Annotated in this window: 21 protein-coding genes; 13 read left to right on the top strand and 8 right to left on the bottom strand. The window is 56.7% G+C overall.

The window, feature by feature from the left end:
- The first annotated feature begins 17 nt into the window (after positions 1 to 17).
- Genes fhuC through fhuB form a run of 3 tightly spaced genes read left to right on the top strand, consistent with a single transcriptional unit; the run spans position 18 to position 3684 of the window.
- Entirely contained in the window at positions 18 to 815 is a 798-nt protein-coding gene (gene fhuC, locus NI40_RS03785) for a Fe3+-hydroxamate ABC transporter ATP-binding protein FhuC (protein WP_033144663.1), read from the top strand.
- Positions 815 to 1705, top strand: a complete 891-nt coding sequence (fhuD, locus tag NI40_RS03790) for a Fe(3+)-hydroxamate ABC transporter substrate-binding protein FhuD (protein WP_039260618.1) — start codon at positions 815 to 817, stop codon at positions 1703 to 1705. Before fhuC ends, fhuD begins: the two co-directional genes overlap by 1 nt.
- The gene (gene fhuB / locus NI40_RS03795) at positions 1702 to 3684 is read left to right on the top strand and encodes a Fe(3+)-hydroxamate ABC transporter permease FhuB (protein WP_039260616.1); all 1983 of its coding nucleotides are present in this window, start codon (positions 1702 to 1704) and stop codon (positions 3682 to 3684) included. Before fhuD ends, fhuB begins: the two co-directional genes overlap by 4 nt.
- A gap of 96 nt (positions 3685 to 3780) precedes the next feature.
- On the opposite strand, the gene hemL is transcribed toward fhuB, so the two are convergent.
- Positions 3781 to 5061: a glutamate-1-semialdehyde 2,1-aminomutase gene (hemL, locus tag NI40_RS03800; RefSeq protein WP_033144666.1), complete on the bottom strand. Its 1281-nt coding sequence runs from the start codon at positions 5059 to 5061 to the stop codon at positions 3781 to 3783.
- 177 nt (positions 5062 to 5238) lie between these two features.
- Between hemL and clcA the strand changes: the two genes are divergently transcribed.
- Together clcA and erpA are read left to right on the top strand one after the other, a co-directional pair.
- Complete coding sequence (gene clcA, locus NI40_RS03805; RefSeq protein WP_039260615.1) at positions 5239 to 6639, top strand: H(+)/Cl(-) exchange transporter ClcA; 1401 nt, start codon at positions 5239 to 5241, stop codon at positions 6637 to 6639.
- 79 nt (positions 6640 to 6718) lie between these two features.
- Positions 6719 to 7066 (top strand): iron-sulfur cluster insertion protein ErpA, encoded by a 348-nt coding sequence (gene erpA / locus NI40_RS03810; protein WP_023310446.1) that lies wholly within the window; start codon positions 6719 to 6721, stop codon positions 7064 to 7066.
- A gap of 93 nt (positions 7067 to 7159) precedes the next feature.
- Here the strand turns inward: erpA and NI40_RS03815 are convergent, their stop codons facing one another.
- The 3 genes from NI40_RS03815 to mtnN are packed head-to-tail and all read right to left on the bottom strand — an operon-like array spanning position 7160 to position 9302.
- On the bottom strand, positions 7160 to 7783 hold the full coding sequence (locus tag NI40_RS03815; protein ID WP_023310447.1) for a TRIC cation channel family protein: 624 nt from the start codon (positions 7781 to 7783) through the stop codon (positions 7160 to 7162).
- 27 nt (positions 7784 to 7810) lie between these two features.
- Positions 7811 to 8611 carry a vitamin B12 ABC transporter substrate-binding protein BtuF gene (btuF, locus tag NI40_RS03820; protein ID WP_039260612.1) on the bottom strand — a complete coding sequence of 267 codons (801 nt, stop codon included), beginning with the start codon at positions 8609 to 8611 and terminating at the stop codon, positions 7811 to 7813.
- On the bottom strand, positions 8604 to 9302 hold the full coding sequence (gene mtnN / locus NI40_RS03825) for a 5'-methylthioadenosine/S-adenosylhomocysteine nucleosidase (RefSeq protein WP_014882620.1): 699 nt from the start codon (positions 9300 to 9302) through the stop codon (positions 8604 to 8606). The genes btuF and mtnN overlap by 8 nt, the downstream gene beginning before the upstream one ends.
- 82 nt (positions 9303 to 9384) lie before the next feature.
- On the opposite strand from mtnN, the gene dgt reads away from it, so the two are divergent.
- From dgt to NI40_RS03840, 3 genes are all read left to right on the top strand, one after another.
- The gene (dgt, locus tag NI40_RS03830) at positions 9385 to 10899 is read left to right on the top strand and encodes a dGTPase (protein WP_039260611.1); all 1515 of its coding nucleotides are present in this window, start codon (positions 9385 to 9387) and stop codon (positions 10897 to 10899) included.
- Positions 10900 to 11030: 131 nt separating this feature from the next.
- Positions 11031 to 12467: a serine endoprotease DegP gene (degP, locus tag NI40_RS03835; protein ID WP_039260610.1), complete on the top strand. Its 1437-nt coding sequence runs from the start codon at positions 11031 to 11033 to the stop codon at positions 12465 to 12467.
- Between the two features lie 146 nt (positions 12468 to 12613).
- The gene (locus tag NI40_RS03840) at positions 12614 to 13771 is read left to right on the top strand and encodes a CdaR family transcriptional regulator (RefSeq protein WP_039260608.1); all 1158 of its coding nucleotides are present in this window, start codon (positions 12614 to 12616) and stop codon (positions 13769 to 13771) included.
- A 92-nt stretch (positions 13772 to 13863) separates the two neighbouring features.
- Here the strand turns inward: NI40_RS03840 and NI40_RS03845 are convergent, their stop codons facing one another.
- The 4 genes from NI40_RS03845 to map all read right to left on the bottom strand — a co-directional run bounded on the left by NI40_RS03845 (position 13864) and on the right by map (position 18752).
- Positions 13864 to 14250, bottom strand: a complete 387-nt coding sequence (locus tag NI40_RS03845; RefSeq protein WP_014168696.1) for a DUF3461 family protein — start codon at positions 14248 to 14250, stop codon at positions 13864 to 13866.
- A gap of 111 nt (positions 14251 to 14361) precedes the next feature.
- The gene (dapD, locus tag NI40_RS03850; protein ID WP_008501915.1) at positions 14362 to 15186 is read right to left on the bottom strand and encodes a 2,3,4,5-tetrahydropyridine-2,6-dicarboxylate N-succinyltransferase; all 825 of its coding nucleotides are present in this window, start codon (positions 15184 to 15186) and stop codon (positions 14362 to 14364) included.
- A gap of 32 nt (positions 15187 to 15218) precedes the next feature.
- Positions 15219 to 17894, bottom strand: a complete 2676-nt coding sequence (gene glnD, locus NI40_RS03855) for a bifunctional uridylyltransferase/uridylyl-removing protein GlnD (RefSeq protein ID WP_039260604.1) — start codon at positions 17892 to 17894, stop codon at positions 15219 to 15221.
- A 63-nt stretch (positions 17895 to 17957) separates the two neighbouring features.
- Positions 17958 to 18752, bottom strand: a complete 795-nt coding sequence (gene map, locus NI40_RS03860; RefSeq protein ID WP_033144670.1) for a type I methionyl aminopeptidase — start codon at positions 18750 to 18752, stop codon at positions 17958 to 17960.
- Between the two features lie 321 nt (positions 18753 to 19073).
- Here map and rpsB point away from each other — a divergent pair, with 321 nt between their 5' ends.
- From rpsB to ispC, 5 genes are all read left to right on the top strand, one after another.
- Positions 19074 to 19799: a 30S ribosomal protein S2 gene (rpsB, locus tag NI40_RS03865; RefSeq protein ID WP_003856207.1), complete on the top strand. Its 726-nt coding sequence runs from the start codon at positions 19074 to 19076 to the stop codon at positions 19797 to 19799.
- Between the two features lie 117 nt (positions 19800 to 19916).
- Positions 19917 to 20768, top strand: a complete 852-nt coding sequence (tsf, locus tag NI40_RS03870; protein WP_014882627.1) for a translation elongation factor Ts — start codon at positions 19917 to 19919, stop codon at positions 20766 to 20768.
- 150 nt (positions 20769 to 20918) lie between these two features.
- Positions 20919 to 21644: a UMP kinase gene (pyrH, locus tag NI40_RS03875; RefSeq protein ID WP_008501910.1), complete on the top strand. Its 726-nt coding sequence runs from the start codon at positions 20919 to 20921 to the stop codon at positions 21642 to 21644.
- Between the two features lie 168 nt (positions 21645 to 21812).
- Positions 21813 to 22370 (top strand): ribosome recycling factor, encoded by a 558-nt coding sequence (gene frr, locus NI40_RS03880; protein ID WP_003856180.1) that lies wholly within the window; start codon positions 21813 to 21815, stop codon positions 22368 to 22370.
- Positions 22371 to 22465: 95 nt separating this feature from the next.
- Positions 22466 to 23665 (top strand): 1-deoxy-D-xylulose-5-phosphate reductoisomerase, encoded by a 1200-nt coding sequence (gene ispC, locus NI40_RS03885; protein WP_039260592.1) that lies wholly within the window; start codon positions 22466 to 22468, stop codon positions 23663 to 23665.
- Positions 23666 to 23769: the final 104 nt, after the last annotated feature.

Genomic DNA, 23769 nt, shown 5'->3' on the forward strand with positions numbered 1-23769 from the left:
TATTTAAGTTGGCTGATATGCAGGATATTCAAACGCAACCCGACACCACCTTTACGCTCAATCATCTCTCCTTTCGCGTACCCGGGCGCACGCTGCTGCATCCGCTCTCTCTGACGTTCCCTGCCGGTAAAGTGACGGGCCTGATTGGTCACAACGGTTCCGGTAAATCCACGCTGCTCAAAATGCTGGGGCGCCATCAGCCGCCTTCAGAAGGCGATATTCTGCTGGATGACCAACCGCTGGAGAGCTGGAGCAGTAAAGCCTTTGCCCGCAAAGTGGCCTATCTGCCGCAGCAGCTGCCGCAGGCGGAAGGGATGACGGTGCGCGAGCTGGTGGCGATTGGGCGTTATCCGTGGCACGGTGCGCTTGGGCGCTTCGGCGTCGCCGACAGAGAGAAGGTGGAAGAGGCGATTGCGCTGGTCGGGCTAAAACCGCTGGCGCACCGTCTGGTGGATAGCCTGTCCGGCGGCGAACGTCAGCGCGCGTGGATCGCGATGCTGGTGGCGCAGGACAGCCGCTGTCTGCTGCTGGATGAACCGACCTCTGCGCTGGATATCGCCCATCAGGTCGACGTCCTGGCTCTGGTGCATCGCCTGAGCCAGCAGCGTGGCCTGACGGTCATCGCGGTTCTGCACGATATCAACATGGCCGCGCGCTATTGTGACTACCTCGTCGCGCTGCGCGGGGGCGAGATGATTGCCCAGGGGACACCGGCAGAGCTGATGCGCAGCGAAACGCTGGAACATATTTACGGTATTCCGATGGGTATTCTGCCTCACCCGGCCGGGGCTGCACCGGTGAGCTTTGTCTACTGATGCTGAATAACACACGCATTAGCCGCCGTCGCCTGCTGACGGCGATGGCGCTCTCGCCGCTGCTGTTAAAAATGAATACGGCGCGTGCCGCCGCCGTCGATCCGCACCGTATTGTGGCCCTGGAATGGCTGCCGGTCGAACTGATGATGGCGCTCGGCGTCACGCCCTATGGCGTGGCGGACATTCCTAACTATAACCTCTGGGTGAACGAGCCAAAGCTGCCGGACTCGGTGATCGACGTCGGCCTGCGAACGGAGCCAAACCTTGAGCTGCTCACCCAGATGAAACCCTCGTTCCTGTTCTGGTCCGCGGGCTACGGCCCGTCAGAGGAGACCATGGCGCGCATTGCGCCGGGACGTGGATTTGCTTTCAGCGACGGTAAAAAACCGCTGGCCGTGGCGAAAAACTCGATTAACGAGATGGCGCATTTCCTCAACCGCGAAGCGGAGGCCAAAAAGCATCTCGACGAATTTGATGCCCTGATCGACTCCCTGAAGCCGCGCTTTGCTCACCGGGGCGATCGTCCGCTGCTGATGGTGACGCTGCTGGATGCCCGCCATATGCTTGTCTTCGGTAAAAACTGTCTGTTCCAGGAGGTGCTGGACAGCTTCGGCATTCGCAACGCCTGGGAAGGGGAGATGACCTTCTGGGGCAGTACCGCCGTGGGTATCGACCGCCTGGCGGCGTTTCGCGATGTGGACGTGCTCTGTTTCGACCACGGTAACGAACGCGACATGCAAACCCTGATGGCGACCCCGCTCTGGCAGGCGATGCCGTTTGTGCGCGAGAGGCGCTTCCAGCGCGCCCCGGCTGTCTGGTTCTACGGCGCGACGCTGTCGGCCATGCATTTTGCCCGCGTGCTGGATAACGCCCTGGGAGGTAAAGCATGAGTACGCGTATCGCCCGCTTCCCGGCGCTGCTGTTATCTCTGCTTTTTCTGGTTGCGCTGGTATTAACCGGGTTCAACCTCTCCGCGGCCTTACCGCGCGCGCAGTGGGGGGCCGCTCTGGCCTCGCCGGATATCGACAATATTCAGCAGATGCTGTTCCACTACAGCCTGCTGCCGCGTCTGGCGATCTCCCTTTTGGTCGGGGCCGGCTTAGGGCTGGTGGGCGTGCTGTTCCAGCAGGTTTTACGTAACCCGCTGGCAGAGCCAACCACGCTCGGCGTCGCGACCGGCGCGCAGCTTGGGATCACCATCACCACGCTGTGGGCGCTGCCGGGAGCGTTAACCTCGCAGTTTGCCGCACTCGCGGGGGCGTGCGTGGTGGGCGCGCTGGTCTTTGGCGTGGCCTGGGGCAAGCGCCTTTCTCCTGTGACGCTTATTCTGGCCGGGCTGGTGGTGAGCCTGTACTGCGGGGCGATTAACCAGCTGCTGGTGCTGTTCCATCACGATCGGCTGCAAAGCATGTTCCTGTGGAGTACCGGCACGCTCACCCAGACCGACTGGAGCGTTGTAGAGCACCTCTGGTCGCAGCTGGCTGGCGGCGTCGTGCTGACGCTGCTGCTCCTGCGCCCTCTGACGCTCATGGGGCTGGATGATGGCGTGGCGCGTAACCTGGGGCTGGCGCTGTCGCTGGCTCGTCTGGCGGCGCTGACGCTGGCGATTGTATTGAGTGCCCTGCTGGTCAACGCGGTCGGCATCATCGGGTTTATCGGCCTGTTTGCGCCGCTGCTGGCGAAAATGCTCGGGGCGCGTCGCCTGCTGGCGCGTCTGATGCTGGCGCCGCTGATTGGGGCGCTGATCCTCTGGCTTTCCGATCAGCTTATTCTCTGGCTGGCGCAGGTCTGGAGGGAAGTGTCCACCGGCTCTGTGACCGCGCTTATCGGGGCGCCGCTGCTGCTGTGGCTGCTGCCGCGCCTGCGCAGCATGAGCGCACCGGCGATGGACGCCGGCGATAAAGTCTACGCTGAACGTCAGTCGGTGCTGTGGTTTAGCCTTGCCGGTCTGGCGGTGCTGATTATCGCCTCGTTCGCGGCGCTCTCATTCGGACGCGATGCCATGGGCTGGCACTGGGCAACGGGTGATTTACTCAATGAACTGGTGCAATGGCGCTGGCCGCGTATCTTCGCTGCGCTGATCGCAGGGGTGATGCTGGCGGTGGCGGGGTGCATTATTCAACGTCTGACCGGCAACCCGATGGCAAGCCCTGAAGTGCTCGGGATCAGCTCTGGCGCCGCCTTTGGCGTGGTGCTGATGCTGTTCTTTGTGCCGGGGAATGCATTTGGCTGGCTGATGCCTGCCGGCAGTATCGGCGCGGCAATCACGCTGATGATTATCCTGATTGCCGCCGGTCGCGGCGGGTTTTCGCCGCACCGCATGCTGCTGGCCGGGATGGCGCTCAGCACCGCATTTACCATGCTGCTGATGATGCTGCAGGCCAGCGGCGATCCGCGTATGGCGAAGATCCTGACCTGGATTTCCGGCTCGACGTACAACGCCACCGGCAGCCAGGTGGTCTGGTCCGGGATCGTGATGCTCGTGCTGCTGGCGATGGTGCCGCTGTGCCGCCGCTGGATGACCATTCTGCCGCTCGGCGGCGAAACCGCGCGTGCGGTGGGAATGGCGCTGACGCCAGCGCGCGTGGCCCTGCTGCTGCTGGCGGCGTGCCTGACGGCTGTGGCAACCCTGACGATTGGACCGCTGAGTTTTGTCGGATTAATGGCGCCGCACATTGCCAGAATGATGGGATTCCGCCGGACGATGCCGCATATCGTCATGTCGGCCCTGACGGGCGGGGTGATGCTGGTGTTCGCGGACTGGTGCGGAAGAATGGTGCTGTTCCCGTATCAGATCCCGGCGGGTCTGCTGTCGACCTTTATCGGTGCGCCGTACTTTATTTATCTGTTGAGAAAGCAGAGTCGGTAGTCAGGTGCGGCCTGTTGCCCTCACCCCGACCCTCTCCCATGGGGAGAGGGAGAACATCGTAGGCCGGGTAAGCGTTAGCGCCACCCGGCAATGCCCTTAGAGCTTCGCAAATACCTTGCGCGCCGCGTCGATGGTGTTGTTGATATCTTCTTCGCTGTGCGCCACGGACATAAAGCCCGCTTCGAACGCGGACGGCGCGAGGTACACGCCTTCGTCCAGCATCAGGTGGAAGAAGCGCTTGAAGCGTTCAACGTCGCACTTCACCACGTCCTGATAGCAGGTCACGGTTTTCGCATCGGTGAAGAAAATCCCGAACATCCCGCCCACGTGGTTAACCACCAGCGGAATACCCGCTTCTTCTGCCGCTTCCAGCAGACCGTTTGCCAGCTGCGAGGTCAGGTCGGTCAGGGTTTCGTGAATACCCGGCTGTGCCACTTCGGTCAGGCAGGCAAAGCCCGCCGCCATGGCGATAGGGTTACCGGAAAGCGTGCCCGCCTGGTAAACCGGGCCGGTTGGCGCCAGGGCTTCCATCACGTCCTTACGACCACCGAATGCGCCGACCGGCATGCCGCCGCCGATGATTTTGCCGAGGCAGGTCAGGTCCGGCACGACGTCGTAGTAAGACTGGGCACCCGCCAGCGCCACGCGGAAGCCGGTCATGACTTCATCGATGATCAGCAGCGCGCCGAACTCGTCGCACAGGGCGCGCAGGCCCGGCAGGAAGTCAGGCTGCGGTGGGATACAGTTCATGTTGCCGGCAACCGGCTCAACGATGATGCAGGCGATCTCCTGCGGATACTGCTCGAACGCCGCGCGAACGGTAGCAAGATCGTTGTAGGTGCAGGTCAGGGTGTGCTTCGCGAAATCTGCCGGTACGCCCGGGGAGTTCGGCTGGCCGAGCGTCAGCGCGCCGGAACCGGCCTTCACCAGCAGGCAGTCCGCATGGCCGTGGTAACAGCCTTCAAACTTGATGATTTTATCGCGACCGGTAAAACCGCGCGCCAGGCGGATGGCGCTCATGGTCGCTTCGGTACCGGAGTTCACCATACGCACCATGTCCATGGTAGGCACCAGTTCGGTCACCAGCTCCGCCATTTTCACTTCCATTTCGGTTGGCGCACCGAAGCTCAGGCCGCGCTGGGCGGCTTCAATTACCGCGTTACGAATGGCCGGATGGTTGTGCCCCAGCACCATCGGCCCCCAGGAACCCACATAATCGATATAGGCTTTGCCATCGACATCATACAGATACGCGCCGTCAGCACGTTCGATAAACAGCGGCGTACCGCCCACGCCGGTGAAGGCGCGCACAGGTGAGTTCACGCCACCCGGAATAAGCTCGCGGGCTGCACTGTAGAGGTTTTCAGACTTGCTCATGGCGTCGTTCCTGGTTCGAATAAAATGGTTAAGCCCACTATTCTATGTGATTCGGGGAAGGTTATGAAATTTTTAGCCGGGCAATGCTTTAAGATTTGTTAAGTAATTTTCAGGAGACGGTGGGGCCGTCTCTGGTAAAATCCTCGCGGCTTTTTGTGTGACAAATAAGAACAGGACATGAAATCAGATTCTCCGTCTTTTGAAGAACAACAGTTTACGCGCGCCCAGCACCGAATCAGCATTCGGCGGCTGCTCAATCGCGATAAAACGCCGCTGGCGATCCTGCTGGCCGCTGCCGTGGTGGGTACTCTCGCGGGCCTGGTTGGCGTGGCGTTTGAAAAAGCGGTTAATGCCGTACTCAACTGGCGAGTGGGCACCGTGGCCGGTTTCGCCGACAGCGAATGGCTGGTCTGGGTGTGGGCATTCGGGCTGTCCGCGCTGTTTGCCATGGTGGGGTATTTTCTGGTGCGAAAATTCGCGCCGGAAGCGGGGGGATCGGGCATCCCGGAAATTGAAGGCGCGCTGGAGGAGCTGCGTCCGGTGCGCTGGTGGCGGGTGATTCCGGTTAAGTTCATCGGCGGCATGGGGACTCTGGGCGCGGGAATGGTGCTTGGACGGGAAGGACCCACGGTACAGCTGGGGGGGAACGTCGGCCGCATGGTGGGCGATCTGTTTCGGATGCGAAGCGCCGAAGCGCGCCATACGCTGCTGGCAACCGGCGCGGCGGCGGGACTTTCCGCCGCGTTTAACGCGCCGCTGGCGGGCATTTTATTCATTATCGAAGAGATGCGCGCGCAGTTCCGCTACAACCTGATCTCAATTAAAGCGGTATTCACCGGCGTCATTATGTCGAGCATCGTGTTTCGCATCTTTAATGGCGAGGGAGCGGTCATTGAGGTGGGTAAACTGACCAACGCGCCGGTCAACACCCTGTGGCTTTACCTGATCCTCGGCATGATTTTTGGCGTGGTGGGGCCGCTGTTTAACACCTTTATCCTGCGCGCTCAGGATATGTTCCAGCGCATTCACGGCGGGAACACCACGAAATGGGTGCTGATGGGCGGTCTGCTGGGTGGAATGTGTGGCGTACTCGGGTTTATCGAGCCGAATGCCGCAGGTGGCGGGTTCGGGCTGATTCCCATTGCGGCGGCGGGGAATTTCAGCGTGGGTCTGCTGCTGTTTATGTTTATCTCCAGGGTTATCACGACGGTACTGTGCTTCTCTTCCGGCGCGCCCGGGGGGATTTTTGCCCCGATGCTGGCGCTGGGTACGCTGCTCGGCACCGCGTTTGGTATGGCGGCTGAAGTGGGCTTTCCCGCCTATCACCTTGAAGCCGGGACCTTTGCGGTGGCCGGAATGGGGGCGCTGCTGGCCGCGTCCCTGCGTGCGCCCTTGACCGGGATCGTGCTGGTGCTGGAAATGACGGACAATTACCAGCTCATTTTGCCAATGATCATTACCTGTCTCGGCGCGACACTATTAGCCCAGTTCCTGGGTGGAAAACCGCTATACTCCACCATCCTCGCGCGTACCCTGGCGAAACAAGAGGCTGAACGGGCCGCCACGCAGAATACTTGAATGAATTACCAGGGTATTAGATAATGAGACAAAGAATTGGGTGAATTTTACCCAATAGCAGTATTCATGGGAGCATAAGATGAGTGATGACGTAGTAGCTGTACCGCTCGAATTTACCGAAGCAGCAGCCAACAAAGTGAAAGTCCTGATTGCCGACGAAGACAATCCGGATCTGAAACTGCGTGTTTATATTACCGGTGGCGGCTGCAGCGGCTTCCAGTATGGTTTTACCTTTGACGATCAGGTTAACGATGGCGATATGACCATCGAGAAACAGGGCGTCGCGCTGGTGGTTGACCCGATGAGCCTGCAATATCTGGTGGGTGGTTCGGTGGATTACACCGAGGGTCTGGAAGGTTCGCGCTTTGTGGTCACGAACCCGAATGCGACAAGCACCTGCGGGTGTGGATCTTCGTTCAGCATCTAAGAGGGTGCGGGCTGATGCCGTTACTCCGGCCCTCTCCCACAGGGAGAGGGAGAAAAGACTAAAAACGGTAACCTTGCGGTTACCGTTTTGCTTTTACCTGCCATTATCATCCAGCGCAAACGTCGGCAGCTTCAGGTGCCAGCGTATCGCCGCTAAACGTATCACCAGCGTCACGACCATCCCCAGCATCGCGGCATTTTCCAGCGGGAGGGCAAAGGTGTAGTACGCGGTAGCGTGAACAATCCCGCCCACAATGCAGGCCGTCGCGTAAATTTCAGTACGCAGGATCATCGGCACTTCACGCGCCAGAATGTCGCGAATGATCCCACCGCCCACGCCGGTTAATACGCCCATGCAGATTGCCACCATCGGACCGGTACCGGCATTAAACGCCTTATTGACGCCAATACCGACAAACACGGCCAGACCCACGGCATCCAGTACCGGCAATATCCACTTGGGTAACCGGCGGGGCTGGCGAACCAGCACAATGGTTAACAGGCAGGTGACCATCGCGACCACCAGATCGGTAGGATCTTTCACCCAAAACACCGGGCCATTTGCCAGCGCCATATCGCGGATAGTCCCGCCGCCGACGGCGGTCACGACGCCCAGCACCAGCACGCCAAACGGATCCATGCGTAGTTTTCCGGCGAGCAGAACGCCGGAGATAGCAAAAACGGCTGTGCCAAGAATATCCAGCCAATAAACGAGCATCGTTAAATCCTCGAAAAGGGTCTTATGTTAGTGACTCTCTGCCAGCGCGGCACAGAGCTGTTTTGCGGCGAGGATAATACGCGGGCTGGCGCGTTCAAACCAGTCGCTGTTGAGCGGGATCACCGGAATTTTTAGCTGCTTTTGCCAGAATTGTTCAATTTTAGGAATCTCGCTCGCATTTCCGACCACGACGATGGCCTGCGGCTGGCGTGCCAGCACCTGTTCGCGGCTCACCTGAGGCCACGGCACCCGGCTGGCAGCAAAGATGTTTTCACCACCACAGACTTCCAGCACCTGGTTCTGAATCGACCCTTTTCCGGTGGTGAACAGCGGCTGGCTGCCAAACTGCAGGAAGATGCGCTTTTTAACAGGGGTATCGTATCGGGATTTCAGCGCGGCATAGTCGCTCAGCATCTGTTTCGCCGCAGACTCGGCTTTTTTGGGCGTCGGGCTGTAGGGTGCCAGGGCGCGTAGCGCCTGAGCGACCTGCTCAATGCTGACGGCATCAATCCACATGACCTTTATGCCAAGCGAGGTGAGCTGGTTGACCTGCCGCTCGGCGTTGCCGCCGCGCCAGGCCAGCACGAGATCCGGTTTAAGCGCCACGATGCGCTCAAGGTTCATCCCCTGCCAGGTTGCCACCTGTTCAATACCCGCGGCTTGCGGTGGGTAATCCGAATAGCTACTCACGCCAACGGGCGTGATCCCGGCGGCAAACGCCAGTTCCGTATTTGCGGGAGAGAGGGTAATCACGCGCGGTAACGCATAGAGCCACAGCGGTGCGAGAAGAAGCAGGGCGGCCAGCGCCCTGACGGTATGTTTAGCCACGTGCCAGATTCTGCACCAGGCGCTCCACCATCACGGTGGACTGTTTTGCCGCAACGGTCAGGAACTCGTCGAAGCTGATGTGGGACTGCTGGTCTGCCACGTCAGAGATGGCGCGAACCACCACGAACGGTACGCTGAAGTTATGGCAAACGTGAGCGATCGCGGTCGCTTCCATCTCAACGGCAACCGCCTGAGGGAAGTTATGACGGATTTTCGCCAGCCCAACGGAGCCGTTGATGAAGGCATCACCGCTGACAATCAGACCGCGCACCGCGTTGAGGTTGAGTTCTGCGATGCAGGTCTCTGCCGCCGCAATCAGTTTGTCGTCAGCTTTAAAACCAGCAGGGCAGCCCGGGAGCTGGCCGTACTCGTAACCGAACGCGGTGACGTCGGCATCGTGGTAACGCGCTTCGTCGGAGACAACGATATCGCCCACTTTCAGCGTCGGCGCCAGGCCGCCCGCAGAGCCGGTATTCACGATCACGTCCGGCTTGCAGCGCTCAAGCAGCAGGGTTGCACCCAGCGCAGCAGCCACTTTACCGATGCCTGATTTCAGCAGAGCCACGTCAACACCGTTCAGCTGGCCGGTGTAGATCTCACAACCTCCCAGAGAGAGGGTCTGACGGTTCTCAATTTTGTCACGCAGCAGCGTAACTTCTTCTTCCATTGCACCAATAATGCCGATTTTCATAGATTTACTCGCGATGTGCCTTGTTAAGATGCATAGTCTATCATGCGGTTAAGGGGAAACGCATTCTCACGCGGGGGAGCACATGTCACCAATCGATTTTCGCACCAAAATAAACTGGCACCGACGTTTCCGTTCGCCGCAGGGCGACAAGAGCGAACATGAGATCCTGCGTATATTCGAGAGCGATCGCGGGCGGATCGTTAACTCGCCAGCTATCCGCCGTCTGCAGCAAAAAACTCAGGTGTTCCCGCTGGAGCGTAACGCCGCGGTGCGCACGCGCTTAACCCACTCGATGGAAGTGCAGCAGGTCGGGCGCTACATTGCCAAAGAGATTTTGAGCCGTCTCAAAGAGCAGCGTTTACTGGAAGCCTATGGTCTGGACGAGCTGACGGGCCCCTTCGAGAGCATCGTTGAGATGGCCTGCCTGATGCATGACATCGGCAACCCGCCTTTCGGCCACTTTGGTGAGGCGGCTATCAATGACTGGTTTAAGCAGCGGCTTTATCCTTCGGATGCGGTAAGCCAGCCCCTCAGCGATGACCGCTGCATCGTACGCGATTTACGCCTGCGTGAAGGTGAAGAGGGGCTGAACGATCTGCGTCGCAAAGTGCGCCAGGATTTGTGTCACTTCGAGGGCAACGCGCAGGGGATCCGGCTGGTCCATTCCCTGATGCGCATGAACCTGACCTGGGCACAGGTCGGCTGCATTCTGAAATATACGCGCCCCGCGTGGTGGATGGGGGATACGCCCGCGTCCCACAGCTATTTAATGAAAAAACCGGGCTATTACCTTTCCGAAGAGGTCTATATTGAACGGTTACGTAAAGAACTTTCATTGACGCCAAACGGCCGCTTTCCATTGACCTGGATTATGGAAGCCGCCGATGATATTTCCTATTGCGTGGCCGATCTGGAAGATGCCGTGGAGAAAAGAATCTTCAGCGTCGAGGAACTTTATCAGCATCTTTATACGGCCTGGGGTACCCATGAAAAAGGCTCGCTGTTTGCGCAGGTTGTCGAAAATGCCTGGGAAAAATCGCGCTCAAATACATTAAGCCGCAGTACGGAAGACCAGTTCTTTATGTATTTGCGGGTCAATACATTAAATAAACTGGTGCCGTATGCGGCGTCGCGTTTTATTGATAATTTGCCGCTCATTTTCAGCGGGGAATTCAACCACGCGCTGCTGGAAGATGACAGCAGTTTCAGTCAACTCCTTGAGCTTTATAAACATGTGGCGATGCGGCATGTATTCAGCCATCCGGATGTCGAGCAGCTGGAACTGCAGGGCTATCGGGTAATCAGTGGGTTACTGGAAATTTATTCCCCGTTGCTTCAGCTGTCGGTCGATGAATTCAGCGAACTGGTGGAACACGAGCGCGTGCGCAGAATACCCATCGAATCGCGGCTTTATCAGAAACTTTCTACCCGGCATCGTCTGGCGTATGTCGAAGCGATTGGCAAGCTGGAACGCAACTCTCCCCAATGGCCGGTGATGGAATATTATTATCGCTGCCGTCTTATCCAGGACTATATCAGCGGCATGACGGATTTGTATGCCTGGGATGAATATCGCAAGCTCATGGCGGTGGAATAATTCCGGAGTTTTGTAAAGACGGCCAATAAATTTTTACCTTTTCCATAAACTTATCGCCGGAACTAAGCGGTATAAAATGAATCTGAGTTACACAGCAATTTTGCGTTACCTGTAAATCGAGATTGAGAAACATGAAAAAAACCACATTAGCAATGAGTGCACTGGCTCTGAGTTTAGGTTTAGCGCTGTCTCCTCTGACTGCTACTGCAGCCGAGACCGCGTCGTCGGCAGCAACCGCGCAGCAGATGCCAAGCCTGGCACCGATGCTCGAAAAAGTGATGCCATCGGTGGTGAGTATTAACGTTGAGGGCAGCACGACCGTCGATACGCCGCGTATGCCGCGTAACTTCCAGCAGTTCTTCGGCGACAACTCGCCGTTCTGTCAGGACGGTTCGCCATTCCAGAGCTCTCCGTTCTGTCAGGGCGGCGGTGCCGGGGATGACAGCCAGGGCGGCGGCCAGCAGCAGAAATTCATGGCGCTTGGCTCGGGGGTAATTATTGATGCGGCGAAAGGCTACGTCGTCACTAACAACCACGTTGTCGATAACGCGAACAGCATTAAGGTTCAGCTGAGCGATGGCCGTAAGTTCGACGCCAAAGTAGTGGGTAAAGACCCGCGCTCCGACATTGCGCTGATCCAGATTCAGGATCCGAAAAACCTGACGGCCATTAAAATTGCCGACTCCGACGCGCTGCGCGTGGGCGACTATACCGTGGCGATCGGTAACCCGTTCGGTCTGGGTGAAACCGTGACCTCGGGTATCGTCTCTGCGCTGGGCCGTAGCGGCCTCAATGCTGAGAACTATGAAAACTTCATCCAGACGGATGCGGCTATCAACCGCGGTAACTCCGGCGGTGCGCTGGTGAACCTGAACGGTGAGCTGATCGGTATCAACACCGCTATCCTGGCACCGGACGGCGGCAACATCGGTATCGGTTTTGCTATCCCGAGTAACATGGTGAAAAACCTGACCGCGCAGATGGTGCAGTATGGCCAGGTGAAACGCGGCGAGCTGGGTATCCTCGGTACGGAGCTGAACTCCGAACTGGCTAAGGCGATGAAAGTTGACGCTCAGCGCGGGGCATTCGTCAGCCAGGTGATGCCAAATTCCTCTGCGGCGAAAGCGGGCATTAAAGCGGGGGATGTGATCACCTCCCTGAACGGTAAACCGATCAGCAGCTTTGCCGCCCTGCGTGCCGAAGTGGGCTCGATGCCGATTGGCAGTAAAGTGACCCTCGGCCTGCTGCGCGACGGTAAGCCGGTTAACGTGAGCCTGGAGCTGCAGCAGAGTAGCCAGAATCAGGTGGATTCCAGCACTATCTTCAGCGGTATTGAAGGTGCCGAGATGAGCAATAAAGGCGCAGACAAAGGCGTGGTGGTGAACAACGTGAAAGCGAATTCACCGGCAGCCCGTATCGGCCTGAAAAAAGGCGATGTGATCATGGGCGCTAACCAGCAGCCGGTGAAAAACATCGCTGAACTGCGCAAAATTCTCGACAGCAAGCCTTCCGTGCTGGCGCTGAATATCCAGCGTGGTGATACCTCTCTTTATCTGCTGATGCAGTAATCCTCTGAAGCCCCTGTTCGCAGGGGCTTTCTCGTTTTTGTGATTCTTGCCACAACTCCATACTTCTCCCTCTCTCTTTGTGCATTCGCACAATGCAGCCGTCGCTGAACTTCCCTATGCTTGAGCTCTGCTCACGGGAGGGTTACATGGCTGGCTGGCATCTTGATACCAAAATGGCGCAGGATATCGTGGCGCGCACCATGCGCATCATTGATACCAATATCAACGTAATGGATGCCCGTGGGCGCATTATTGGCAGCGGCGATCGCGAGCGTATTGGGGAATTGCACGAAGGCGCGCTGCTGGTGCTTTCTCAGGGGCGGGTCGTGGATATCGACGATGCGGTAGCGAAACACCTGCACGGCGTACGTCAGGGCATCAATTTACCGCTGCGCCTTGAAGGCGAAATTGTGGGGGTAATCGGCCTCACCGGCGAGCCCGAGTCACTGCGAAAATACGGTGAGCTGGTCTGTATGACGGCTGAGATGATGCTGGAGCAGTCGCGCCTGATGCACCTGCTTGCCCAGGACAGCCGCCTGCGTGAAGAGCTGGTGATGAACCTTATTCAGGCGGAAGAGCATACGCCTGCGCTCAGCGAATGGGCGCAGCGTCTGGGGATCGATCTCAACCAGCCGCGCGTGGTGGCGGTCATTGAGGTCGATAGCGGCCAGCTTGGCGTGGACAGCGCGATGGCCGAGCTGCAGCAGCTGCAAAATGCGCTGGCGACGCCGGAGCGCGATAACCTGGTGGCGATCGTTTCTCTGACTGAAATGGTGGTCCTCAAACCAGCGCTCAATGCGTTCGGCCGCTGGGATGCCGACGATCATCGTCGTCGCGTGGAGCAGCTGATCTCCCGGATGGAGGAGAACGGCCAGCTGCGTTTTCGCGTTGCGCTGGGCAACTACTTTACCGGGCCGGGTAGTATCGCCCGCTCCTGGCGTACCGCGCGCACCACCATGATGGTGGGCAAGCAGCGGATGCCGGAGAGCCGCAGCTATTTCTATCAGGATCTGATGCTGCCGGTGCTGCTCGACAGCCTGCGCGGGGGCTGGCAGGCCAATGAGCTGGCGCGGCCATTAGCGCGTCTGAAAGCCATGGACAACAACGGCCTGCTGCGCCGGACGCTGCAGGCGTGGTTCCGCCATAACGTGCAGCCGCTGGCGACCTCGAAGGTGCTGTTTATTCACCGCAATACGCTTGAGTATCGGTTAAACCGGATTTCAGAGCTGACGGGTCTGGATCTGGGAAACTTTGACGACAGGCTGCTGCTGTATGTGGCGCTGCAGCTGGACGAACAGAGATGACTGAGTGCGGTCTGGTGCCCTCACCCCATCCCTCTCCCACGGGGAGAGGGCGCAAACACTAAAAACGGCAATCAAAGATTGCCGTTTTGCTTTTATTTCCGAGTTAATTTCTCAAGATCCGCTTCAATCTCGCTGATCTTATTTGTTACAACGCTTTCAAGGTGACGCAGATCGTCAAGGATCTTACGCTTGAGATCGACTTCGGTGCGGTCGCGCTGGCAGATCTGATCGAGTTCATCGATCACATAGCGCAGGTTAGGGCTGATTTCCTGTACTTCTTTGTAGCCCTGTCCTACACCGTCAGCCACAACGGTCTTACGCTGGCGTGGATATTTAAACTTCACGCTTTTGGCGAAAAACTCTCCTTTGTCCTTGTGAAAATAGATTTTCAGAATATCGTTATTGGCTTCCTGACGGAGGCTGTAACGATCAATTTCATCAGGATTGGTAATGCCCAGACTTTTCAGATTATCGTACATAGCGGTACCCTTGATCTCAACATAACCTTTGAATAATTAACGAAAAAATCTATTTTCGCCACCCTCAGATATAAAAAAAGCGGGGTTGCCCCCGCTTTTTGTTATACCCGATTAATCGATGGTGCGCAGCAATTCGTTGATGCCCACTTTACCGCGCGTTTTCGCATCCACTTTCTTCACGATAACCGCACAGTACAGGCTGTATTTGCCATCTTTTGACGGCAGGTTGCCGGAAACCACCACGGAGCCTGCCGGAACGCGACCGTAGTGAACTTCACCGGTTTCACGGTCGTAAATACGGGTGCTCTGACCGATGTAAACGCCCATCGAGATCACGGAGCCTTCTTCAACGATCACGCCTTCAACCACTTCAGAGCGCGCGCCGATGAAGCAGTTGTCTTCGATGATGGTCGGGTTAGCCTGCAGTGGCTCCAGAACACCACCGATGCCCACGCCGCCGGACAGGTGAACGTTTTTACCGATCTGCGCGCATGAACCAACAGTCGCCCAGGTGTCAACCATGGTGCCTTCGTCAACGTAGGCACCGATGTTCACGTAGGATGGCATCAGCACGGTATTGCGTGCGATAAATGCGCCCTGGCGTACTGCCGCAGGCGGTACTACGCGGAAGCCTTCTTTCTGGAAACGCGCTTCGTCGTAGTCAGCGAATTTCATTGGCACTTTATCGAAGTAGCGGCTTTCTGCTCCGTCGATAACCTGGTTATCGTTGATACGGAAAGAGAGCAGCACGGCTTTCTTCAGCCATTGATGAGTGACCCACTGACCGTCGATTTTTTCTGCCACGCGCAGCGCGCCGGAATCCAGAAGGGAAATCACCTGGTTTACCGCTTCACGGGTCACGGTATCCACATTTGCCGGGGTAATCTCGGCGCGACGCTCAAAAGCGGACTCAATAACGTTCTGTAACTGCTGCATTGTTTACTCTTTCCATTTCACTAAAAAACATATCACCCTTTATCGTTTGGATTGAGGGCTGCTGTCAACCGTTGTTGCACTTCAAGCTGCAGGTCATTATTAAGGGCACGCCGGTCCGCTGTCGCGATTATAAATAAATCTTCTACTCGCTCGCCAATCGTTGTAATTCGGGCCCCATGGAGCGAAATTCCCAGATCGGCAAAAACTTGGCCGACGCGGGCAAGCAGCCCTGGCTGGTCGAGCGCGATCAGCTCCAGGAACGATTTACGGTCGGTGTGGGTCGGCAGGAAATTGACCTCGGTATCGACGGTAAAGTGGCGCAATTTCGCCGGCTGGCGACGCGGCTGCGGGGGCTGCCAGCTGCGCTGGGTAATCGCCTGTTCCAGACCAAAACGTATCCCTTCATGCCTGTCCGACGAGAGCGGGCTGCCGTCCGGCTCAAGCACGATAAAGGTGTCCATCGCCATGCCGTCGCGGGTGGTGAAAATCTGCGCGTCGTGAACGCTCAGGTTACGCCTGTCCAGTTCGGCGCAGACCGCAGCAAACAGATAAGGTCGGTCCGGGCTCCAGATGAAAATCTCCGTCCCGCCGCGGGTAGCCTGCGGGCTCAGCAGGATCATCGGCTGGGACAGATCGTGCTTCAGCAGATGCCGCGCGTGCCACGCAAGCTGGTTTGGGCTATGGCGGACAAAATAGTTGGCGCGGCAGCGGGCCCAAATCTGATGCAGTGCCTCTTCATCAATATTGTCCATCCGCAGCAGCGCCAGCGCCTGCAGCTGGTGATGGCGCACGCGCTCGCGCATGTCCGGGGTGTTTTGCATCCCGCGACGCAGCTGTTTTTCGGTGGCGAAGTACAGCTCGCGCAGCAGGCTCTGCTTCCAGCTGTTCCACAGGGTCTCGTTGGTGGCGCAGATATCGGCCACCGTCAGGCAGACCAGATAGCGCAGACGGTTTTCCGTCTGAACCTCTTCAGCGAACTGCTTGATCACTTCCGGATCCTGAATGTCACGACGCTGCGCGGTGACCGACATCAGCAGGTGATGGCGCACCAGCCAGGCCACCAGCTGCGTTTCACGCGAGTTCAGGCCGTGCAGTTCGGCAAATTTCAGCACGTCCTGCGCGCCCAGCACCGAATGGTCACCGCCGCGACCTTTGGCGATATCGTGGAACAGGGCGGCAATCAGGATCAGTTCCGGATGGGTCAGGCGCGGCCACAGTTCGACGCAGAGCGGGTGGCGGGAGCGCGTCTCTTCTCTCGCAAAGCTTTCCAGCTTTAGCATCACGCGGATCGTGTGTTCATCCACCGTGTAGGCGTGGAACAGATCGAACTGCATTTGCCCGACAATGTGCGACCACTGCGGCATATAGGCCCACAGCACGCTGTGGCGGTGCATCGGCAGCAGGCCGCGGCTGACGGCGCCCGGGTGGCGGAGCATGCTCAGGAACAGCGAACGCGCTTCCGGGATATAGCACAGCGGCTGCGTCAGATGACGGCGCGCATGGCGCAGATGGCGCAGAGTGGTGGAGTAGATCCCGGTGATGGTGCTGTTGCGCACCATGGTATAGAACATCCGCAGAATCGCTTCCGGCTCGCGGATGAACAGCGTTTCGTCGCGCAGGTCGATAAGCGTGCCGCGCAGCTGGAATTCGTCATCAATCGGGCGCGGTTTTTCGTCCGCCGTCAGAGCCAGAATGGCCTCGTCGAACAGCTGCAACAGCATCTGGTTCAGCTCGGTCACCCGGCGGGTGACGCGGAAGAAATCCTTCATCATGTGCTCAACCGGCTCGTTGCCTTCGCCCTGATAATTCAGGCGCTGAGCCACGCTGAGCTGACGGTCAAACAGCAGGCGGTTATCGTAGCGGGTGACTTCCAGATGCAGGGCAAAACGGATGCGCCACAGCAGGTGCAGGCACTCGTTCAGCTCGTTACGCTCGGCCTCGGTTAAAAAGCCGAAGCCGACCATCTCGTCCATCGAGGTGGCACCAAAATGGCGGCGGGCGACCCACTGCAGGGTGTGGATGTCGCGCAGGCCGCCGGGGCTGCTTTTAATATCGGGTTCAAGATTATAGCTGGTGCCGTGGTAGCGCTGGTGGCGCTGGTTTTGCTCCTCGACCTTCGCGGCGAAGAACTTTTCTGACGGCCAGAAGCCGTCGCTGAAGATGTGTTTTTGCAGCTCCAGGAACAGGGCGACGTCACCAATCAGCAGGCGGGTTTCAATCAGGTTGGTGGCGACGGTCAGGTCCGATAACCCTTCCAGCAGACACTCTTCCAGGGTACGCACGCTGTGGCCGACTTCCAGCTTTACGTCCCAGAGCAGCGTCAGCAGTTCGCCAATTTTTTGCGCCTGTTCGTCCGGCAGCTTTTTGCGGCTTAAGATCAGCAGATCGATATCGGAAAGCGGATGCAGCTCACCGCGGCCATAGCCCCCGACGGCAACCAGCGCAACATCACTGATTTGCCCAAACCCGTAATCGATCCACAGGCGCTGCAGCAGCTGGTCGATAAATTCGGTGCGCGCTTCAATGAGCTGCTCGGCCGACACGCCTGCGTCAAACGCGCTGCCCAGCCAGCGATGGAAAACATCCATATGGGCTTTAATATGCGCGCAGGTCAGCTCGTGCGACGGCCAGACTCCCGGGTTATCGGGCTGGTCGGGGAGGGTGGGAAGTGCTGTGTTAGCATACTGTTCGGGTAAAAGATTACTCATCGTGCGCCACCCATAAGAAAAAGCTATAGCCATTAAAAAAGCCGGCATTTGCCGGCTTTTTTATCATTCATCGTGCGTCAGTATCGCCGGGATGGTATCATCCTTGCGCAACGTCATAATTTCGCAGCCGTTGTCTGTTACCACAATAGTATGCTCGTACTGCGCAGACAAGCTTCTGTCTTTGGTTTTCACCGTCCAGCCGTCTTTCATGGTACGGATGCGGTAATCACCCGCGTTGACCATCGGCTCAATGGTAAAGGTCATGCCTTTTTGCAGCACCACGCCGCCGTCATCTGCATCATAGTGCAGGACCTGCGGTTCTTCATGGAAGACGCGACCAATGCCGTGTCCGCAGTACTCGCGCACCACGGAGAAACCTTCTGCTTCCACAAACTTCTGGATTGCCGCACCGAGGGTACGCAGGCGAATACCCGGTTTAACCATTTTCAGCGCCAGGTAGAGGCTCTCTTGCGTCACTTTGCACAGACGCTCGCCAAGAATAGTCGGCTTGCCAACGATGAACATTTTTGAGGTGTCACCGTGGTACTCGTCTTTAATGACGGTCACGTCGATGTTGACGATGTCGCCATCTTTCAGCAGTTTTTCATCGTCCGGAATGCCGTGACACACCACCTCATTAATAGAGATGCAGACGGATTTCGGGAAACCGTGGTAGCCGAGGCAGGCGGAAACCGCGTGCTGCTCGTTCACGATATAGTCGTTACAGATACGGTCCAGTTCACCGGTGCTGACGCCCGGCTTCACGAACGGCTCGATCATTTCCAGTACTTCCGCGGCCAGACGACCGGCGATGCGCATCTTTTCAATTTCTTCAGGTGTCTTAATAGAGATAGCCATGTAATCTGTCCATCGGTGTCGATTTTTTCAACAATACTAGTCTAAGTGTCGTCAATGGTATCAGTCAGGCACGCTCCGTGCCAAATTGAGAATCATTAACAGCACACTCCGCCAACAACTGTTGGTTTCTGGTCGTGTTTTGTGGTATAAAGCGCGCCGGACTTCCGATCCATCTCAGATACACAGGCTGGACGGAAGCGACAAATCTCACTTTGTGTAACAACACACACGTATCGGCACATATTCCGGGGTGCCCTTCGGGGTCGGTAATATGGGATACGTGGAGGCATAACCCCAACTTTCAATATAGAGGTTTTAAACATGGCAACTGTTTCCATGCGCGACATGCTCAAGGCTGGTGTTCACTTCGGTCACCAGACCCGTTACTGGAACCCGAAAATGAAGCCTTTCATCTTCGGCGCGCGTAACAAAGTTCACATCATCAACCTTGAGAAAACTGTACCAATGTTCAACGAAGCCCTGGCTGAGCTGAACAAGATCTCTTCCCGTAAAGGTAAGATTCTGTTCGTTGGTACTAAGCGCGCTGCAAGCGAAGCTGTGAAAGATGCTGCTAACAGCTGCGACCAGTTCTTCGTGAACCATCGCTGGTTGGGCGGCATGCTGACCAACTGGAAAACTGTTCGTCAGTCCATCAAACGCCTGAAAGATCTGGAAACCCAGTCTCAGGACGGTACTTTCGACAAGCTGACTAAGAAAGAAGCGCTGATGCGCACTCGTGAACTGGACAAGCTGGAAAACAGCCTGGGCGGTATCAAAGATATGGGCGGCCTGCCAGACGCGCTGTTCGTAATCGATGCAGACCACGAGCACATCGCAATCAAAGAAGCTAACAACCTGGGTATCCCGGTATTCGCTATCGTTGATACCAACTCCGATCCGGACGGTGTTGACTTCGTTATCCCGGGTAACGACGACGCAATCCGTGCTGTTAGCCTGTACCTGAGCGCTGTAGCTGCTACCGTTCGTGAAGGCCGTTCCCAGGATCTGGCTTCTCAGGCGGAAGAAAGCTTCGTAGAAGCTGAATAATAAGGTTTTACCCCTTATTAGTACCGTGTATGAATAGGGGCCCATTACCGGCCCCTTTTTTCAATTTACACTGTTTGGCCCCCGGCCGGGCAGTTCACATCTCCCGAGGATTTAAGAATGGCTGAAATTACCGCATCCCTGGTAAAAGAGCTGCGCGAGCGTACTGGCGCAGGCATGATGGATTGCAAAAAAGCGCTGACTGAAGCGAACGGCGACATCGAGCTGGCAATCGAAAACATGCGTAAATCCGGTGCGATCAAAGCAGCTAAAAAAGCAGGCAACGTTGCTGCTGACGGCGTGATCATCACTAAGATCGACGGCAACTACGGCATCATTCTGGAAGTTAACTGCCAGACTGACTTCGTTGCTAAAGATGGCGGTTTCCAGGCATTTGCTAACAAAGTTCTGGACGCAGCTGTTGCTGGTAAAATCACTGACGTTGAAGTTCTGAAAGCACAGTTCGAAGAAGAACGTGTTGCGCTGGTTGCTAAAATCGGTGAGAACATCAACATCCGTCGCGTATCTTCTCTGGAAGGCGACGTTCTGGGCTCTTACCAGCACGGTGCACGTATCGGTGTTCTGGTTGCGGCTAAAGGCGCTGACGAAGAGCTGGTTAAACAGCTGGCTATGCACATCGCTGCAAGCAAACCAGAATTCGTTAAGCCAGAAGACGTGTCTGCTGAAGTGGTAGAAAAAGAGTACCAGGTTCAGCTGGACATCGCGATGCAGTCTGGTAAGCCAAAAGAAATCGCAGAGAAAATGGTTGAAGGCCGCATGAAGAAATTCACCGGCGAAGTTTCTCTGACTGGCCAGCCATTCGTAATGGACCCAAGCAAGTCTGTTGCGCAGCTGCTGAAAGAGCACAACGCTGACGTAACTGGCTTCATCCGCTTCGAAGTGGGCGAAGGCATCGAGAAAGTTGAGACTGACTTCGCAGCAGAAGTTGCTGCAATGTCCAAGCAGTCTTAATGATTGAAAAGGAGCCGCCTGAGGGCGGCTTCTTTTTGTCACCCGTCACTGGAAATCAGACAGGCTCCAGTATCGCTGTGCTGATTTGCGGCATATCATGTCGCCAGAATTAACCCCCATCTTAATCGTTGACAGTCTCAGGAAAGAAACATGGCTACCAATGCAAAACCCGTGTACAAACGCATTCTGCTTAAGCTGAGTGGCGAAGCGCTGCAGGGATCGGAAGGCTTCGGTATTGACGCAAGCATCCTTGATCGCATGGCACAGGAAATCAAAGAACTGGTCGAACTGGGTATCCAGGTTGGCGTGGTCATTGGCGGTGGCAACCTTTTCCGTGGTGCTGGTCTGGCGAAAGCGGGGATGAACCGCGTTGTGGGCGACCACATGGGTATGCTGGCAACCGTCATGAATGGCCTGGCAATGCGTGATGCACTGCACCGCGCCTATGTGAATGCCCGCCTGATGTCCGCGATCCCGCTGAATGGCGTTTGCGATAATTACAGCTGGGCAGAGGCCATCAGCCTGCTGCGCAATAACCGCGTGGTGATCCTCTCCGCCGGTACGGGTAACCCGTTCTTTACAACCGATTCCGCTGCCTGCCTGCGCGGTATCGAGATCGAAGCCGATGTGGTACTGAAAGCGACCAAAGTAGACGGCGTGTTTACTGCCGACCCGGCAAAAGATCCTTCTGCCACCATGTACGATCAGCTGAGCTACAGCGAAGTGCTGGATAAAGAGCTGAAAGTGATGGATCTTGCCGCCTTCACGCTGGCTCGCGACCACAAACTGCCGATCCGTGTCTTCAACATGAACAAGCCTGGCGCACTGCGTCGCGTGGTCATGGGCGAAAAAGAAGGCACTTTGATCACGGAATAATTTCCGTTGACGATAAATACAGGTAAGATTCCGCTTTATTTTGTAGTGGTATCTTTACCCGGGCGCGCCTTTGGCGTTGTCATGAATTAAACGCGACTATACTTAGCACACCTGTAGCGCTGTGCTGGCGGATAGTCTGCCTGAGACAAGTTTTCAAGGATTCGTAACGTGATTAACGACATCAGAAAAGATGCTGAAGTACGCATGGACAAATGCGTAGAAGCGTTCAAAAACCAAATCAGCAAAATCCGTACTGGCCGTGCTTCCCCAAGCCTGCTGGATGGCATCATCGTAGAATATTACGGTACGCCAACCCCTCTGCGCCAGCTGGCGAGCGTGACGGTTGAAGATACCCGTACGCTGAAAATCAACGTCTTCGACCGCTCTATGAGCCCGGCCGTTGAGAAAGCGATTATGGCCTCTGACCTCGGACTGAACCCAAGCTCTGCGGGCGCAGATATCCGAGTTCCACTGCCTCCGCTGACGGAAGAACGTCGTAAAGATCTTATCAAAGTGGTTCGTGGCGAAGCTGAGCAGGGTCGTGTATCCGTGCGTAACGTCCGTCGCGACGCGAACGATAAAGTGAAAGCACTGCTGAAAGAAAAAGAGATCAGCGAAGATGACGATCGTCGTTCTCAGGACGACATTCAGAAAATGACCGACGCGGCCATCAAGAAAATTGATGCGGCGCTGGCAGAAAAAGAAGCGGAACTGATGCAGTTCTGATTTCTGTCGTACACTGATAAACGCCGTTCAGAAGGACTTCGGGTCTTGCTGGCGGCGTTTTGCTTTTATCTGGTCTAACTTTTTTCGGGCATCTCATGAAGCATTTAACACTCCTCGGCTCAACCGGCTCTATCGGTTGCAGCACTCTCGACGTCGTTCGCCATAATCCTGAACTTTACACCGTGACAGCGCTGGTGGCCGGTAAGAATGTGCAGCGAATGGTCGAGCAGTGCCTGGAGTTTGCGCCCCGCTATGCGGTGATGGATGACGAAGAGAGCGCACGTCTGCTGAAAACACAGTTGCGTGAAAAGGGCAGCCGAACCGAAGTGCTGAGCGGCCAGCAGGCGGCCTGCGAGATGGCGGCGCTGGATGAGGTGGATCAGGTGATGGCGGCCATTGTCGGCGCGGCAGGGCTGCTGCCGACGCTTGCTGCGATTGATGCCGGTAAGGATGTTTTGCTGGCCAATAAAGAGTCGCTGGTCACCTGCGGACGCCTGTTTATGGATGCGGTGAAGCAGCGCGGCGCGCGTCTTCTCCCGGTCGACAGCGAACACAACGCGATTTTTCAGAGTTTACCGCAACCTTTTCAACAGAACCTGGGGTACGCTGACCTGGAGCAGAATGGCGTAGTGTCTATTCTGCTTACCGGGTCTGGTGGCCCGTTCCGTGAAACGCCACTGTCTGAACTGCGTGCGATGACACCGGATCAGGCGTGCCGTCATCCGAACTGGTCGATGGGGCGTAAAATCTCCGTTGATTCTGCCACCATGATGAACAAAGGTCTGGAATACATTGAAGCACGCTGGCTGTTTAATGCGTCAGCGAAACAGATGGAAGTACTGATTCACCCGCAATCGGTGATTCACTCGATGGTGCGTTATCAGGATGGCAGCGTGCTGGCACAGCTGGGCGAGCCGGACATGCGTACGCCGATTGCCCATTCAATGGCGTGGCCAAATCGAGTGAAATCCGGCGTGACGCCGCTTGATTTCTGCAAGCTAAGTTCCCTGACGTTCAGTGAACCAGACTACGACCGCTATCCTTGTCTGAAGCTTGCGATGAATGCCTTTGACCAGGGGCAGGCGGCGACGACGGCACTTAATGCAGCCAATGAAATTACCGTTGAGGCATTTCTGAATCAGCAAATTCGTTTTACCGATATCGCGTCGTTAAATTTATCGGTACTGGAGATGATGGATTTGCGCGAACCACAAAGCGTGGAAGAGGTGCTGGCGGTGGATGCAGCTGCGCGTAATATTGCACGCCAACGGGTGACACGTCTCGCAAGCTGGTGATAAAGCAAGCACTAGTCGTCGTGCTATTTGTTAGCGTTGGGCTTCAGTGATATAGTCTGCGCCACCTGATCGCAGGTATTTGACTTAATGTGGTCAGGTGAGCC

It is taken from the genome of Enterobacter sp. E20 (genome assembly GCF_000801755.2).
In the GTDB taxonomy this organism is placed as follows: Bacteria; Pseudomonadota; Gammaproteobacteria; order Enterobacterales; family Enterobacteriaceae; genus Enterobacter; species Enterobacter asburiae_B.